The sequence below is a fragment of the Clostridium sp. AN503 genome (genome assembly GCF_040719375.1).
Lineage (GTDB): Bacteria > Bacillota > Clostridia > Lachnospirales > Lachnospiraceae > Brotaphodocola.
Window position 1 is genome coordinate 3,034,332 of the sequence record NZ_JBFDTP010000002.1, and the last position, 14,456, is coordinate 3,048,787.

Consider the following 14,456-nt stretch of genomic DNA (forward strand, 5'->3'; position numbering starts at 1 on the left):
TTTGCTATTCTTTTACTATTCTTTTACAGCGCCTGCCGCAATCCCGGCAAGGATATATTTCTGGAAAAACAGATAGATCAAAATAGTAGGCAGCATGACCACGATAATGCCCGCTGCCAGCGTCTGCCAGGACCCCTGCTGCGCGTTGGCGTAGTTCATCAGGAAGGTAGTCAGGGTCCGCAGCTTGTTCCGCGGCATGTACAGGTATGGAATATACATGTCATTGATAATGTTGATCGCCTTGATGATGCAGACCGTCGCCGTCGCCGGGGCCAGGAGCGGGAAAATGATCCGCGTAAACAGCCCGAAATAGGAGCAGCCGTCCAACAGGGCCGATTCGTCCAGCGACACCGGCAGCGTGGAGATAAACTGTCTGTAAATATAGAGCTGCATCAGATCCGACGCCACATAGATCACGATCGGCGCGCCCAGGGTATTGTATAAATGCAGGCCGTTGATGATCTTAAACCTGGCGATCTCCGTGACAAAGGAGGGGATCAGCATTCCCACAAAAAACAGCCCGACGATAAACTTTTTTCCGCGGAACTGGAACCGCTCAATGATAAACGCCGTGATCGTTCCGAACAGCACATTGAAAAAGATGGAGAACACAAGGATCATGCCCGTATTCTTAAAACCGATCAGCAGGTATTTGTCCGTCAGCACCTTGTTGAAATTCTCAAAGGTGACACGGTCCATGGCCGGCAGCAGAAGGGGGGAGGTCTTTACCATATCCACCTTGGTCTTCAGCGCGGCGAACAGGGTGAGCAGGATCGGCGCCATGACGACCGCCACCATGCAAAGACAGATGATCTGCTTTAAAATCTGTGTCATTGTACGTTTTTTCATAGGGCCATCACTCCTTTCCTTTCAAAACGATCCCGTGGATGATCTTGTTCTGGATCACATAGATCAGCACAATGAGCACCATGATCGCCACCGCCATGGTGGATGCCAGGCCAAAGTTGCTGAAGGTAAACGCCGTCTTGATCGTATAGAGTGTGAAGGTGGAGGACGCATAGCCCGGGCCGCCTGCCGTCATGACAAACGGGATATCAAATACCTGCAGCGCGCCGCGGATATTGTCAAACAGCACAAAATCCACCATCAGCATGATCGCCGGGATCTGGATATATTTAAATAACTGCCATGCATTGGCTCCGTCCACGCGGGCCGCCTCCTCCACATCCTGGGGAAGGGACTGGAGCGCCGCCATGAACAGGATCACGTGATATCCGCTGAACCGCCAGAGCGATACAAAGGACAACACAAAATTGACGATCTTCGGATCCGACAGCCAGTTACGGATAAAGCCCTCCAGATGCACCCCGGTTAAAATGGCGTCAAAGGCGCCGTTGATTGGGGAGAAAAAGTAGGAAAAGGCGTAGGAGATCGCCACTCCGTTGATGATATAAGGCATAAATACCATAGTCTTATAGAATTTCGCCGCCCGAAGCTTTCCCGTCAGCAGGACTGCAAAAGAGAGCTCCACCGGGATCATCAGCAGATGCACGCAGAAATATACCGCGTTGTTCTTTAGCGACAGCCACAGATCCGGATTCTTAAACATGGATGCATAATTGGAAAAACCGATAAAATTGCTGGAAGCAGCCAGGCCGTCCCAGTCGGTAAAGCTCATACGGATCAGGTCTATGGCAGGCACCACCACAAAAGCGATCAGCAGGACCACCGGAATAAGCAGGGAAAGTACGATAAACTGTTTTCGTTTTTTGGATAAAGTAGTCACCTTCATCTTCCTTTCTATTAAGAAGGGAGCTGCTATGAGAACAGCTCCCTGCTGAATTTGAACTTCCTGTCCCTATTACTGGATTCCGAGCTTCTGTCTCGCTGCCGTCCACTTGGCGTTTAAGTCTGCATAGGTGGCCTTTAAGTCAAAGCCCTCCGTCATCATCTGTGCGCCCAGCTTCTTGTAGTCAAATGCGGTCTCGTTCTGGATCGCGGTAAAGTCATCCCCGCCGCCATCGTACATAACCAGCACTCTGTCGGGGCAAAGATCGTCCGCCTGTGCCAGGATCGGATCCTTCTCCTTCGGGAAATTGCTCATGGAGGATGCAGAGGAAACATAGTTTATGTAATCCGGATACCACGCATCGGAGTAAAACCATTCAACAAAGGCTCTCGCCAGCTCCGGGTTCTTGGAGTGGGTGGTAACTCCCATAAAGGAATCGCCCTGGACCACTACATTGTAAGGATCGGAGGTTGTATTCCTGGTTGGCAGATAGAAGGTCCCCAACTCAGAGATGTCTTCCGCACCGTTCTGGATATTCTGGAGGCCCCAGTCACCCAATGCGATGATAGCCGCCTCTTTCGCCGCGAACAGGGAAGTCACCTGATCGTTGCCCAGTCCCAGCGGGTCTTTTCCGAGAGCACCGCTCTTAAACAACTGGTCTACCTTATCATAGGCCTTTACGATATCCGTGCCATCTGCAAACGGTTCATCCTGGGACGCCATGGTGTTCCAGTTCTGGCCGTTGCCGCTTTCCAGCGCCGGCATAAACTCCATATACGGATAATCCGGCCACTCATCCTTTAAGCCGCAGGCTACCGCCATGAAATCAGGATTGTCTTTTCCATAGAAATCCTGCAGTTTCTGTGCTACTTCCACAAGCTCCGGCCAGGTCGTGGGAACTTCCACACCGGCTTCCTTGAACATATCCTTCCAATAGTAAACATATTCATAACCGGAAGTCATCGGAATCCCCAGGATCTTTCCATCCAGCGCATAACCGGCTGCAAGCTCATTGTTCTTAGCAGCTTCCGTATCGGACAGATCCGTCAGGTAATCTTTGAATCTTGCCAGGGTAAAGGTCTTGTTGAACATAACGTCCGGGAGCTGATTGGCGGAAGCCCTCATCTTCATGGCATTCCAGTACTCGCTGTCGTCCTTGATCTTCTCCACCTCGATATCCGCATCGGGATAAACCTCCTGGAACTTTCCTACCATATCATTCTGCTCGATGAAATCATTTAAGTTGTTGTCCCAGATCGTAAAGGTGATGGTTCCTGACAATTCCTTATTCCCGGCTGCCGCCTCTGTTTTCTCTGCATTCTCTGCCGGAGCCTCGGTTCCTGCCGGAGCATTTCCTGCGTTTCCTGCGTTGCCTGCCGGTTCGCTGCTGCCTCCGGAACACCCTGCCAGGGATGCTGCCATGACGCCCGCCATGATCAGTGCCAGTCCTCTTTTCTTCATGTTGTAACCTCCTTATGCGATTTTTTTCATGTGACCAGTATAGTCCCTGACCAGGCAAAAACACCATGGATTATTTTCTCATTTCTTGATCATTCTTCCGATATTGGGATTTACAGAACTTGACGATTCTTCCGTTTTTCCTGTCAAAAAGTACGAAAAGCGCCCATTTAAGGCGCTTTTCTGTATTGTGCCGGGCTCATACCCGTAGATTTTTTAAAGATCCGGTTGAAATGCTCCGGGTTGTTATAACCGACCATTTCCCCGATCTCATACATCTTAAATGTGGTCGTTTTGATCAGCTCCTTCGCCTTCTGCACCCGCAGTCCGGTCAGATAAGAGAGGAAGGTCTCCCCACATTCTTTTGTAAACTTGGTGGTGAAATATTTTTCACTTAGATCCACATATTCAGCCACCTCTTTCAGTGCCAGGTCCGGATTCTGGTAATGCTCCATAATATAGTGCTTGGCCCTCGTCACCGCATCGGTCTGCACCACATCCAACTGGCTGTTGCTGTAGTCCGCCACCCAGGATAAATAATTGGTCACCCACAGGCGCAGGCTGCGGATATCGTCGATCCGCCGCAGCTTCTCATAATAGTCCACAGACTGCCCGAAGATCCCGTTAAAATCAGCATCGGACTGTAAAAACTGGCGCGCTGTAGCCAAAACGGCTGCCAGAGTACGGTTCCTGCCCTGGTCTAAGGTCTCCGCCTGCAGCTTTTGCAGCATCCGTTCTTTTTCTTCCGAAATAGTCTTCTCGTCCGCTATGTAAAGAGCCGCCGCCAGCTTCCCATACTCCGGCGCCAGATCCGCGATCGCCCTGTATTGGCCGTAATCCCGGTTTAAGTCGAGGACCGCGCCCTCACCGGCCAGTATGCATAAGTCATAACAGTTTAAGACCTCCTCCACCTGGAGCGTAAACTGACGATAGTCCGCCTGCACCTTTCCGATACAGACAGACAGGCTTAAGTCCGCCACTGCTTTCCCCACCCGCAAAAGCTCCTTCAGCATAGCGTAAAGATTCTCTTCAAAATAGGGTTCTGTAATGCGATAATATACCACAAACCGCTCCGGGTCCACCGCTTCCATGACACAGCGGGATGCAAAACGGGGAATTGTATCGAACTCCGCCGCCAGCTTCCTGGCGCACTGTTTCCGTCCTTCTCCCTTTTCTCTGTATGTTCCGGGAAAAACCGCAAACAGCAGATACTGGTCCGCAAAAAAGTCCGCAGACAGTTTCTTCACTTCCTCCGGGGTCATCTCTCCCCGCACCAGCGCTCCCATATAATCGGACGGCAGCTTCGCCGAATGCTTCATCTTCTCCTCATAGTCCGCGATCAGCGCCCTTAAGCGCCGCACCATGGCATTGAAGGAATGGAGCATGGCCCGCACCTCCCCCTGGCCTGCCGGGGACAGATGCACATCAAGCATCCCCTCCTCCACCTGCTTAAGCCCGTGGCTCATCTGCTGGACCGGCTGGATGATCTGCCTTAAGAAATACTGGGAAAAGGTCGTATACAAAGCCAGGACTACCGCCATCGCCAGCAAAAGCATCGCCGCCACCACATGGTAATCGGCTGTCAGCTCCTTGCGTTTTACATAGCTCTCCAGCTTCCAGTCATTTCCAAAAACCTCAAGCGGGGTTTCCACCCTGATGTAGGAGCTTTCCCTCACTCCCGGTTCAGACAGGCTCCGGGACTGGTACACCACACCTCCCGCGCCGTCCACGATCCGGGTATAGCCGATCTTGTTCTTCTTCTGACGGTATCCCGTATTGTAAGTCTTTATCTTGTCGGAAGCGCCGCTCACCTGAAAGAAACAGACCATCTCGATCTTTTCCGACCGGTCCAACACCACATCGGGGGCCATGGCTGCCACCAACACAAAAGAATCTGCGGTCCCGCCGTTATACAGGTCCACATCATTGGTATCATAACTTCCCATGACCACCCGGTTCTTTTGCTCTAATGCCTGCTGATACCACCGCTCCTGCCGGATCTCCTCCGACGGGATCAGGATATCATTTTTGAAAAAGGTCTCCCTGCCGTCCTTCATGTAGAATGCCACCGATACGATATCCTTCACCGGCTCTGTGGCATAGCTGGCCGCCTCGTAGAGCTTCCGCTCGCTCTGGTAACGCTTATTGTAATCCGGCGTGTCCGTGTCAGCAGCCAGGGCCAGAAGCTCCCCGTTGTTGGCATAAGCCATATGGGAGAGCCTCATGGATATCTGCTCCATATCGGAGACCAGTTCTGCCACCACCGCTTCCTGTGCACGCTCCACGTTCTCTAATGCCTGCTGCCGGAATACCCGGTTTAAAATGGTCAGGGAAAGGATCAGCACGATGATGACCGGCACGATCACCAGACCGATAAAAGAGGAATAGTATATAGTTTTCAATGAACGGTGTTTCCTGTTTTTTGACGGTACCCTGCCCTTCAACGGATCGCCTCCACCCATTAATGGCGGTGCATAGCCACCTGGTCTGCGCCCAGGTTCTTTAAGTTCTCATGTACTTCGCGCCCGTCCGCCTGGCCGATCAAAAGATCGCGGGCTTTCTTCGCCTCCTGCTCGGTCTTGTGCTTGCTGGGGCCGCCCACGCAGCCGCCGGTGCAGACCATGCCCTCCACAAAATCTGCCGGGAGCTTGCCGACCTTTAAAAGCAGCAGCGCCTTCTTGCACTCTGCCGCGCCGTTGCACTTCATCACGTTCGGCTCGATATCCTCGTTCATCTCCTTGAAGCACTCCACCACAGCCGCGGTCACGCCTCCTGCGTTGCCGAAGCGTTTGCCGAAGACGGAACCTTCCTGGTACACATTCTCCTCCGGCTCAAGCTCCACATCCTTCGCTTTCATCATGGCGCGGATCTCGCCAAAGGTCATGGCGTAGTCTGCATTCCCTGTGATATTTAAGTCCAGGGTCTCGCTCTTTTTCGCGATACACGGCCCGATAAATACAGTGATGGTCTCCGGGTCGCGCTCCTTTAACATCCTGGACACCGCGCACATGGGGGAAACCGTAGTGGACATATTGTCAAGCAGGGTCGGGAAATGCTGTTTGATCATATTCACAAATGCAGGGCAGCAGGAGGTGGTCATCTTCTTGCCCTCCTTGTAGGCTTCCGCCCACTCAGCAGCCTCAGCTGCCGCGGTCATATCGCCGCCCAAAGCAACCTCCACCATATCCGCAAAGCCGATCTTTTTAAGGGCGGTCTTCCAACTTGCCATGGTGATGTCCGGTCCGAACTGCCCTTCTGTAGCAGGAGCCACCATCGCCACAACCTTCTTGCCGGCCTTGATCAGATTGATCACATCCACCATAAAGGTCTTGGAACCGATCGCGCCGAAGGGGCAGCTGTGGATGCAGGCGCCGCACTGGATGCATTTCTCCTCGTCGATCACGCAGATGCCGTACTCGTCGTAGGTGATGGCATCCACCGGGCAGACCTTTTTACAGGGGCGCTCTAAATGGGCGATCGCATTGTACGGGCACGCATTGGCGCACATGCCGCATTCGCGGCACTTGTTGGGATCGATGTGGGCGCGGGTGTCGCTCATGGTGATCGCATCGAAATGACAGGAATTCTGGCACGCTTTGCCCATACATTTGCGGCAGTTGTCAGTCACCACATAGGAAGCGATGGGACACTCCTCGCAGGCCGCGCTGATGACGTGCACCACATTGCGGGAATCCTTGCCGGACGGGCACTGGCCTTCTGCAAGACGCACCCTCTGACGGATGATCTCCCGCTCCTTGTAGATACAGCAGCGGAACTGGGCCTGGGGACCGGGGATGATCTTATATGGGATCTCCTCCTTGTCCTTATCCAGATCGCCGTCCCATGCCATCTTCGCTACCTCATATAAAACATCGTGCTTGATGCGTAAGATTGTTGCGTCATTTGTTATCATGATCTTTCATCCTCCTCATTTTCCCGTGTATTAATGTAACTGTTCAGGACGCCATCTTCTTGACCAAAAAATCCGTCCTGAACTGTTACAGATCAATAATAGGTGACCGTCACCGGTTTCCCCATCTCTTCTACCACATGCTTTAACTGCTCTACCAGATTCTGACGGATACCCAGGTCAAAGGGCAGCCCCGGATTCTGGTAGGCGCTGTTGATCGCTTTTCCCACATACAGATGCAGCTCGGTGCAGTCCTCGATCAGCATCTTTGCCACCATGGACGCGCCGTTGGGCTTGTCAAGCTCCAGGAAGAACTCCTCCGAAACGGTCTCATTCTTCACGTAGCGTTTCAATAGCTGGATCACCCGGTTTAGGGTGAGCACGCCTTCTGTCACCAGCTCGATCCCCTTCATATAGGCGATCGGCGGGATATCCGGATCCACATAATCCATGGATACGTCCAAAGGCCGTTTCAGCACCCGGGATACGATGGTGGCGCTGGTACCGCCGCACACGATGCGCTTGGTGGTCTCATCCCCGCCCATGAAATCCCGCACCATCTTCTCATCATCTGCCTGATCCCGGGCCGGGCCCGTCATCAGGTGCACCGGCTTGGCGTTGATAATGCGCATACAGGCCACCGTGGTGTCATCTCCCGGACGGTACTGGTACAGTTCGTCGCAGGCGTGGCAGATCGCCGTCGCCAGACGCATGGCTGAGATGGTCAGGGCATACTGCTTCACCGCATACTGTGCTATGTCCTCCCACAGCCAGCCAAAGTTTAAGAGCTGCCCCACGCCGGCATGGATCGTGCCGTCGCTCATCAGGATCAGGGCGTCCCCTTTTTGTACCTTGAAACGGTATTCATTGATCTTCTTGCCTTCCACCTCCCGGATGTTCTGGGGGATGGGCATCAGCTTCCCGCCGCGGATAAAAATGCAGCTCGGATTGTCGAACTCCACCAGATAGGCTTCCCCATTGTGAAAGACCTGAAGGATGCTGAAGGTCGCATAGGCCACCTGCCGCACCTGGCAGATCGGCAGGGTCTGCACGATCGTCTCCACGCACTCCTCCAGAGTGGCGCCGTTTAAGAACATGGTCCCCAGGATCTTGGAAGTCAGGGTTGCCAGGATATTGGCCTTTACACCGCTTCCCATGCCGTCCGCAAGGATCATGATGTTGGAGTCCCTGGTCTGCAGGATCTCTACCTTGTCGCCGCAGAGGACCTCCGAAAATTTATTCAGGCTCTTGTAAGCAACGTCTACGGTAACTCCCATCTATCTACCTCCGTTATCGCTGCCGTCCTCAAGCAGTGTCCGGCATAAGGTGGTCAGGGTAGTCTTGGTCTCCGCCGTCGTCTCTCCCAAAAGGCCCGCGATCTCCTGAGCAACCATCATCTGCTTGTGGATGACCTTCTGCGCCAGGTCGATGGTATCCAGCTTCTTCTCATAGTCCACCCGCGCCTGTTCTTCTTCCTTCGTAATATCGATGAAGGTGGCGAGCACTACATTTTCTTTCTCTATGTATACAATGTTCTGAAGGGTGTCCAGGTTTAGATCCGGATAGCTCACCTTCTTACCGTGAATGTTCTGATGAGTGTCGAATACCCACTGGAAATCCACCGGATCGATGAACTCATATAAGTACATCTGAAGTGCCTCCGCCCGGGTCTTGCCAAAATACTTCTCGCCCACGGCCGAGTACTCCATGATCTTCATGTTCTCATCCACGATCAGCACCACGTTGGGCGAGGTCTCCATCACCAGATTGGCGAAGGACTCGGACTTCTCGTACATGAACGGGATACACATGTTGAGCTCCGCCTTCTTCTGGAAAACGGCGATCGCCTTCTCCCGGCAGGTCGGATAGCCGCAGGCGCCGCAGTTTAGCTCGTCGTCCGGACGCAGCTTGCCTGTCATGGCCAGGATCTGCTGGACCTGGCTCTCTGTGGGGACAGGGTCCTTCGGGGAACGGTCCAGGAATATCTTTTTTAAGGATATGGCCTCTAAAACCGGGCCAGTCTCGGTCTTCGGGACCGGGTCCCTCTGGATCGTCTCTTCCATATCCAGCTTCACCTTGAACCGGGATATGGTCTCGTCGTTGACGGTCGGCCCCTTGATGCAGCCGCCGGAGCACATATTCATCTCAATAAAGCAGCCGGTGATCTCACCCCGTATCATGCTGCGGCACAGATCCATACAGTTCTTCTCTCCGTGCACGTAGAACTTGCGGTAATGATCCACCTGTTTCTCCGTGGCAAGGACGGAATTCACCACGCCGTTGGTCACAGGGTAGAGGCGGTTCACCCGCGGGTCCATGTGGACAAACGGCATATCCTCGCAGTCCTCTATGACGATGTCCTCCTCCTGAAGCCAGAGGTTGATGTCGTTGAAGTTAAGGACTGCGTCTATGTAGCCTTCGTGGCGCACATCCTGCGCCTCCCTTTTCTTGGCAATGCAGGGGCCAAGGAATACTACCTTCACATCGCCCATCTGCTTTTTGATCATCATCCCGTGGGCTACCATCGGCGACACCACCGGGGCCAGCCACGGGATCAGCTGGGGATAGTATTTTTCGATCAGGTCGTTGACGCTGGGACAGCAGGTGGTGATGATATTCTCCATCTGGCCTGCCTCCAATAACTGCGCATACTCTTCCGTCACCAGGGCCGCGCCTTCTGAGGTCTCACGCACATCGGCGAAGCCAAGACGCATAAGGGCCGCGCGCACCTGGCCGATGGTATGGTATTTTAACAAGCCCATGTAGGACGGGGCTATGGATACCACCACCTTTTCGCCGCGGGCCAGCATCCCTTTTACCAGGCCCAGATCGCTGATGAGAGTCTTGGCTGACTGGGGACAGATCTGCAGGCAGCGGCCGCACAGGATACAGTTGTCCGGCATGATCTCCGCCCGTCCGTCCTTTACCATGATGGCCTTGACTTCACAGTTGCGCACGCATTTGTAGCAGTGCCGGCACTTGGTTGCCTTAAAGTCAATTATCGCCATATTACAGCCTCCCGAGGATTTCCTTCTCAAAGAATTCTTTGGTGTCTTCCGGTTTCAGGGAATGCAGGGTCCCGTCTACGGTCACGCAGACCCCGTTGACACAGTTGCCGGTGCAGAATGCGCCGTTTAAGTCAACCTTGTCTGATACGCCGTTCGCTTTTACCAGCTCCTGCATCTGCTGGATGATCTCTCTTGAACCCTTTAAATGACATGCGCTTCCGATACAGATAGTTACTCTCATGACTTATCCCTCCAATAAATACGTTATTCTCGCCATAGTTAGATTTATTATCTCATATTGACATATTATTATCAATTAGTTTTTTGTCAAAAAGCGTGTTTTTTATGGTGTACATCATTCTTTTCCGATGTTATAATGTTCTTGTTCGTGCTTACCCAAAAGCCCCGCCGCACTCCGGTGGGTCCTGATGGAGAAGACAGAATGAATACGATAACGATTCAGGGCAAGGCTGTCCTGAAGAAAGTAACTCCTGATTCTCATCTGGATGAAGATTGTACACGGACAGAAAGAGAGGATAAGATTATGAAAAAAGCATTACCGATCTTGATGGCATTATCCATGGCTGCAGCCCTTGGCGGCTGTTCCGGCAACAAACCGGCTGAGGCCACAACGGCGGCAGGGACTACTGCTGACACAGCTGCAAAGACAGCTGAAACTACGGCTGCTAACACAGCTGAGGCCACAACGGCAAATGAGAGCGCCGATTCCAGCAAGCCCGCAGGCGCGGAGTCCGAAAGCAAGGCAGCTTCCGCACAGGCCGAACTTCCAAAAGCGCCGGATGTTACCGTCCGCACAGGCTCCCTGAAGGGACCGACCTCCATGGGACTGGTACAGCTGATGGACAAGCAGGAAAAGGGAGAAGCCCTCTGCGATTATGAATTCACCATGGTAACTGCGGCGGACGAGCTGCTGGGCAAGGTGGTAAACGGTGATCTGGATATCGCTCTGGTGCCTGCCAATGTTGCCAGCGTACTCTATAACAAGACCGAGGGCGGGATCTCCGTCATCGATATCAATACCCTGGGCGTGCTGGATATCGTAGCATCTGACGATTCTATCAAGTCCATTGCCGATTTAAAAGGCAAGACCCTCTATCTGACTGGGAAAGGTACTACGCCCGACTATGTGATCCGCTACCTGCTCACCGAGAACGGACTCAGCGATTCCGATGTGACCCTGGAGTATAAGTCCGAAGCCGCAGAGGTCGCCGCTGTCTTAAAGGACCAGGCGGACGCGATCGGCCTGCTCCCGCAGCCGTTTGTCACTGCCGCCTGCGCGCAGAACGAGAACTTAAAGATCGTGCTGGATTTAACAAAAGAATGGCAGGCTGTGCAGGGCAATGGCGGCAGCCAGTTAGTCACCGGCGTGACAATCGTGCGCAACGCATTTCTTGAAGAATACCCGGATGCAGTCACTCTGTTCCTTGCAGAGCACAAGGAATCCGCCGCATTTGCCAACGAAAACCCGGACGAGGCCTCTGAGCTGATCGCTGCCGCCGGCATCATTGAAAAAGCCCCGATCGCAAAAAAAGCGCTTCCCTACTGCAATATCACCTGTATAACCGGAGAAGAGATGAAGACGGCGCTGAGCGGCTATCTCAAGGTACTGTCCGACCAGGACCCCAAGTCTGTAGGCGGCAAGCTGCCTGAGGACGGATTCTACTTTATCCCATAAGTACCACAAAAACTGCCGCTGCCGGACACAGCAGCCAGCTCTATAGAAACATGTATACAAACAGGCAAACTACTGAAAGAATAAGGAGCAGCCATGAAACACCGGATACCCGTACGCAGATTTTTAATCGTCCTCTTCTGGATTGGAGTCTGGCAGAGTGCCAGCCTTACAGTCAGAAACGACATCCTTCTTGCGGGTCCGGCAGACGTGGTCCGCTCCTTTCTTGTACTGCTGCCCACCGGGGATTTCTGGAAGGCGGTCGGATGGTCTTTCGGAAAGATCATGTTTGGCTTCATCACCGCATTTTTATCGGGGCTGCTGGCCGGGAGCCTGGCATTCCGGTTCCGGTTCCTGGATGAACTGCTGGCTCCGGTCATTTCCCTGGTCAAATCCATCCCCGTGGCCTCATTTGTCATCCTGGCCCTTATCTGGATCGGTTCCAGGAACCTTTCCGTATTTATCTCTTTCCTGGTTGTTTTTCCGATGATCTATGTGAGCACAGTCTCCGGGCTGCAGAGCACGGACCCGTTGCTCCTGGAGATGGCAGATATATTTTCTGTCGGACTGCTGCAGCGCATCCGGTTTATCTATCTGCCTGCTCTGATGCCTTATCTGACCAGCAGCTGCCGGGTCGCCCTGGGCATGAGCTGGAAATCCGGCATCGCCGCCGAAGTCATCGGCGTCCCCGCCCATACGATCGGTGAAAATCTTTACATGGCGAAGATCTATCTGGCTACCGCTGACCTGTTCGCCTGGACGATCGTTATCATCCTGGTCAGCTCGCTGTTTGAGAAGCTGCTTCTTCTGGGACTGGGACAGATTGAAAAGCTCAACAGAAGCATGGGGAAGTATTTTTGAGAACTGTAAACGGAGTATTTTAGGAGAACTGTATGGAACCTTTCCGACTGGTCACAGACCATCTGTCCAAAACCTACGGGGATCTGGACATTTTCAAAGATTTGAACTTTACCCTGGAATCCGGGCAGACCTACTGCCTGATGGGTCCTTCCGGCTGCGGCAAGACAACCCTGTTCCGGGTCCTGTTGGGACTGGAGCCTGCAAGCGGGGGAAGTTTCCGGCTTGTATCCCACGATGGAGACAGCTTTTATCCGAAGTTAAATATCAAAGGAATCAGACAGCACCGCACCGGTCTGCCTCTAGTGGCGGTATTTCAGGAAAACCGTCTCTGTGACAGCTTCTCGCCTTTGGACAATGTACTGCTGGGCGTCAGAAATACCATGGACCGGGAAGCTGTCTACCGGGAACTGTGCCTTCTTCTGCCGGAAGAAGCCATACTCCGCCCTGCTGCCACCTTGAGCGGCGGCATGAAACGCCGCGTAGCGATTCTGCGGGCACTCCTCGCCCCATCCTGTGGAATCCTCATGGATGAGCCGTTCACCGGGCTTGACGAGGATACCAAGAGCACGGTGATCGCTTATATAAAAGAAAAAACCGCCGGCAAACTCCTGATGGTGTCTACCCATCAGGAAGAAGATATACCGGCATTAAACGGAAAACTGCTGCGCCTGTTCTAGCATGCTGTCTGTATGTGCGATAAAGGAAGCGCTGCTGCGGCAGGTCAGACCGGCAGCAGCGCCCACAAAACCGCCACCACAATGCAGGGGAGCATATTGGCAACCTTCACTTTCTTTCCCCAGATCAGATTAAGCCCCACACAGAATATCAGAATAGAACCGGTTAAAGACAGATTGGACAAAGCCTGCTCTGTCATAAACGGCTCAATGACTGTAGAGAGCGCCGTGATCCCACCCTGAAAAAGAGCGACCGGAATGGCTGAAAACATACAGCCCTTCCCTAAAGAAGCTGTCATCACCATGATGATCAGCAGATCCAGCACCGTCTTTGCAGCCAGAATGGAACTGTCGCCATAGATACCGTCCTGGATTGCGCCCACCACCGCCATGGCTCCGATACACACGGTCAGGGATGCCGTGACAAAGGCATCCACAAAAGCCCCGTCCCCACTGTTGCTTGTCTTGATCTTCAGCCATTCTCCGAACTGTTCCATCTTCAGTTCTATGTTCATCCACTCGCCGATCAGCGCTCCCACCGCATAACTCCCGATCAGCATCATGGTCCCTTCCGTGGTCAGTTTCCCCTGGCTGATCTTCAGCATCTCCTGCATAGTACCGCCGATGCCAAGAAACATGACACAGACCCCACAAGCCATCATTAACGTATCCTGATACCGTTTTTTCAGAGCCTTGCCAAACAAAAGGCCTCCCAGCCCTCCTGCCAGAATACCGCCCACATTGATCAACGTTCCCATTCCCGCCATTTCTCTCTCCCCTGACAGACTGCGGAGAACCGCAGCTGTACTTTCCAGTCCTTATTCCAACCATTCTAATGATGCCCGGGAGGATTGTCAATCCTCCCTTTTAAAATTTTTTTACATTTTTTTTCAAATTTCTCTTGCTTTTTTTCAAAAAGAATGCTAATATACAGTAGTTCGCTTTCGAGGCGTGGCTCAGTTTGGTAGAGCGCTGCGTTCGGGACGCAGAGGTCGCAAGTTCGAATCTTGTCGCCTCGATTTCGGCCTCATGGTCAAGCGGTCAAGACGACGCCCTCTCACGGCGTAAACCCGGGTTCGATTCCCGGTGAGGTCATAATAAA

12 protein-coding genes and 2 tRNA genes are annotated in these 14,456 nt (G+C 53.1%); 5 read left to right on the forward strand and 9 right to left on the reverse strand.

Translation table 11 applies throughout. The features are described 5' to 3' along the window. Positions 1 to 15: 15 nt before the first annotated feature. The 8 genes from AB1I67_RS21420 to AB1I67_RS21455 all read right to left on the reverse strand — a co-directional run bounded on the left by AB1I67_RS21420 (position 16) and on the right by AB1I67_RS21455 (position 10,367). The gene (locus AB1I67_RS21420; protein ID WP_367032325.1) at positions 16 to 849 is read right to left on the reverse strand and encodes a carbohydrate ABC transporter permease; all 834 of its coding nucleotides are present in this window, start codon (positions 847 to 849) and stop codon (positions 16 to 18) included. Between the two features lie 7 nt (positions 850 to 856). Beyond that, entirely contained in the window at positions 857 to 1,747 is an 891-nt protein-coding gene (locus AB1I67_RS21425; RefSeq protein ID WP_367032326.1) for a sugar ABC transporter permease, read from the reverse strand. Positions 1,748 to 1,822: 75 nt separating this feature from the next. Further along, positions 1,823 to 3,211 carry an ABC transporter substrate-binding protein gene (locus tag AB1I67_RS21430; RefSeq protein WP_367032328.1) on the reverse strand — a complete coding sequence of 463 codons (1,389 nt, stop codon included), beginning with the start codon at positions 3,209 to 3,211 and terminating at the stop codon, positions 1,823 to 1,825. A gap of 167 nt (positions 3,212 to 3,378) precedes the next feature. Beyond that, the gene (locus AB1I67_RS21435; protein ID WP_367032330.1) at positions 3,379 to 5,610 is read right to left on the reverse strand and encodes a helix-turn-helix domain-containing protein; all 2,232 of its coding nucleotides are present in this window, start codon (positions 5,608 to 5,610) and stop codon (positions 3,379 to 3,381) included. Positions 5,611 to 5,669: 59 nt separating this feature from the next. After that, positions 5,670 to 7,121, reverse strand: coding sequence for a 4Fe-4S dicluster domain-containing protein (locus AB1I67_RS21440; protein ID WP_367032331.1), 1,452 nt, complete (start codon positions 7,119 to 7,121; stop codon positions 5,670 to 5,672). A gap of 92 nt (positions 7,122 to 7,213) precedes the next feature. Beyond that, positions 7,214 to 8,395 (reverse strand): SpoIIE family protein phosphatase, encoded by a 1,182-nt coding sequence (locus AB1I67_RS21445; protein ID WP_367032332.1) that lies wholly within the window; start codon positions 8,393 to 8,395, stop codon positions 7,214 to 7,216. Beyond that, complete coding sequence (locus tag AB1I67_RS21450) at positions 8,396 to 10,126, reverse strand: [Fe-Fe] hydrogenase large subunit C-terminal domain-containing protein (RefSeq protein ID WP_367032334.1); 1,731 nt, start codon at positions 10,124 to 10,126, stop codon at positions 8,396 to 8,398. Between the two features lies 1 nt (position 10,127). After that, the gene (locus AB1I67_RS21455) at positions 10,128 to 10,367 is read right to left on the reverse strand and encodes a (2Fe-2S) ferredoxin domain-containing protein (protein WP_367032335.1); all 240 of its coding nucleotides are present in this window, start codon (positions 10,365 to 10,367) and stop codon (positions 10,128 to 10,130) included. A gap of 303 nt (positions 10,368 to 10,670) precedes the next feature. Here AB1I67_RS21455 and AB1I67_RS21460 point away from each other — a divergent pair, with 303 nt between their 5' ends. From AB1I67_RS21460 to AB1I67_RS21470, 3 genes are all read left to right on the forward strand, one after another. Next, positions 10,671 to 11,822, forward strand: coding sequence for an ABC transporter substrate-binding protein (locus AB1I67_RS21460; RefSeq protein WP_367032337.1), 1,152 nt, complete (start codon positions 10,671 to 10,673; stop codon positions 11,820 to 11,822). A gap of 93 nt (positions 11,823 to 11,915) precedes the next feature. Then, complete coding sequence (locus tag AB1I67_RS21465; protein ID WP_367032338.1) at positions 11,916 to 12,680, forward strand: ABC transporter permease subunit; 765 nt, start codon at positions 11,916 to 11,918, stop codon at positions 12,678 to 12,680. A gap of 32 nt (positions 12,681 to 12,712) precedes the next feature. Continuing rightward, positions 12,713 to 13,357 carry an ATP-binding cassette domain-containing protein gene (locus tag AB1I67_RS21470; RefSeq protein ID WP_367032339.1) on the forward strand — a complete coding sequence of 215 codons (645 nt, stop codon included), beginning with the start codon at positions 12,713 to 12,715 and terminating at the stop codon, positions 13,355 to 13,357. A 44-nt stretch (positions 13,358 to 13,401) separates the two neighbouring features. On the opposite strand, the gene AB1I67_RS21475 is transcribed toward AB1I67_RS21470, so the two are convergent. Beyond that, complete coding sequence (locus AB1I67_RS21475) at positions 13,402 to 14,121, reverse strand: DUF554 domain-containing protein (RefSeq protein ID WP_367032340.1); 720 nt, start codon at positions 14,119 to 14,121, stop codon at positions 13,402 to 13,404. Between the two features lie 178 nt (positions 14,122 to 14,299). On the opposite strand from AB1I67_RS21475, the gene AB1I67_RS21480 reads away from it, so the two are divergent. Beyond that, positions 14,300 to 14,373, forward strand: a tRNA-Pro gene (locus tag AB1I67_RS21480). Positions 14,374 to 14,377: 4 nt separating this feature from the next. Further along, a tRNA-Glu gene (locus AB1I67_RS21485) sits at positions 14,378 to 14,449 on the forward strand. Positions 14,450 to 14,456: the final 7 nt, after the last annotated feature.

Excerpts from the sequence above, each read along its gene's own strand:
- AB1I67_RS21445 (WP_367032332.1), bottom strand. The coding sequence starts at position 8,395 with ATGGGAGTTACCGTAGACGTTGCTTACAAGAGCCTGAATAAATTTTCG.
- AB1I67_RS21465 (WP_367032338.1), top strand. The coding sequence starts at position 11,916 with ATGAAACACCGGATACCCGTACGCAGATTTTTAATCGTCCTCTTCTGG.
- AB1I67_RS21470 (WP_367032339.1), top strand. The coding sequence starts at position 12,713 with ATGGAACCTTTCCGACTGGTCACAGACCATCTGTCCAAAACCTACGGG.
- AB1I67_RS21440 (WP_367032331.1), bottom strand. The coding sequence starts at position 7,121 with ATGATAACAAATGACGCAACAATCTTACGCATCAAGCACGATGTTTTA.
- AB1I67_RS21475 (WP_367032340.1), bottom strand. The coding sequence starts at position 14,121 with ATGGCGGGAATGGGAACGTTGATCAATGTGGGCGGTATTCTGGCAGGA.
- AB1I67_RS21450 (WP_367032334.1), bottom strand. The coding sequence starts at position 10,126 with ATGGCGATAATTGACTTTAAGGCAACCAAGTGCCGGCACTGCTACAAA.
- AB1I67_RS21420 (WP_367032325.1), bottom strand. The coding sequence starts at position 849 with ATGAAAAAACGTACAATGACACAGATTTTAAAGCAGATCATCTGTCTT.
- AB1I67_RS21455 (WP_367032335.1), bottom strand. The coding sequence starts at position 10,367 with ATGAGAGTAACTATCTGTATCGGAAGCGCATGTCATTTAAAGGGTTCA.
- AB1I67_RS21460 (WP_367032337.1), top strand. The coding sequence starts at position 10,671 with ATGAAAAAAGCATTACCGATCTTGATGGCATTATCCATGGCTGCAGCC.
- AB1I67_RS21430 (WP_367032328.1), bottom strand. The coding sequence starts at position 3,211 with ATGAAGAAAAGAGGACTGGCACTGATCATGGCGGGCGTCATGGCAGCA.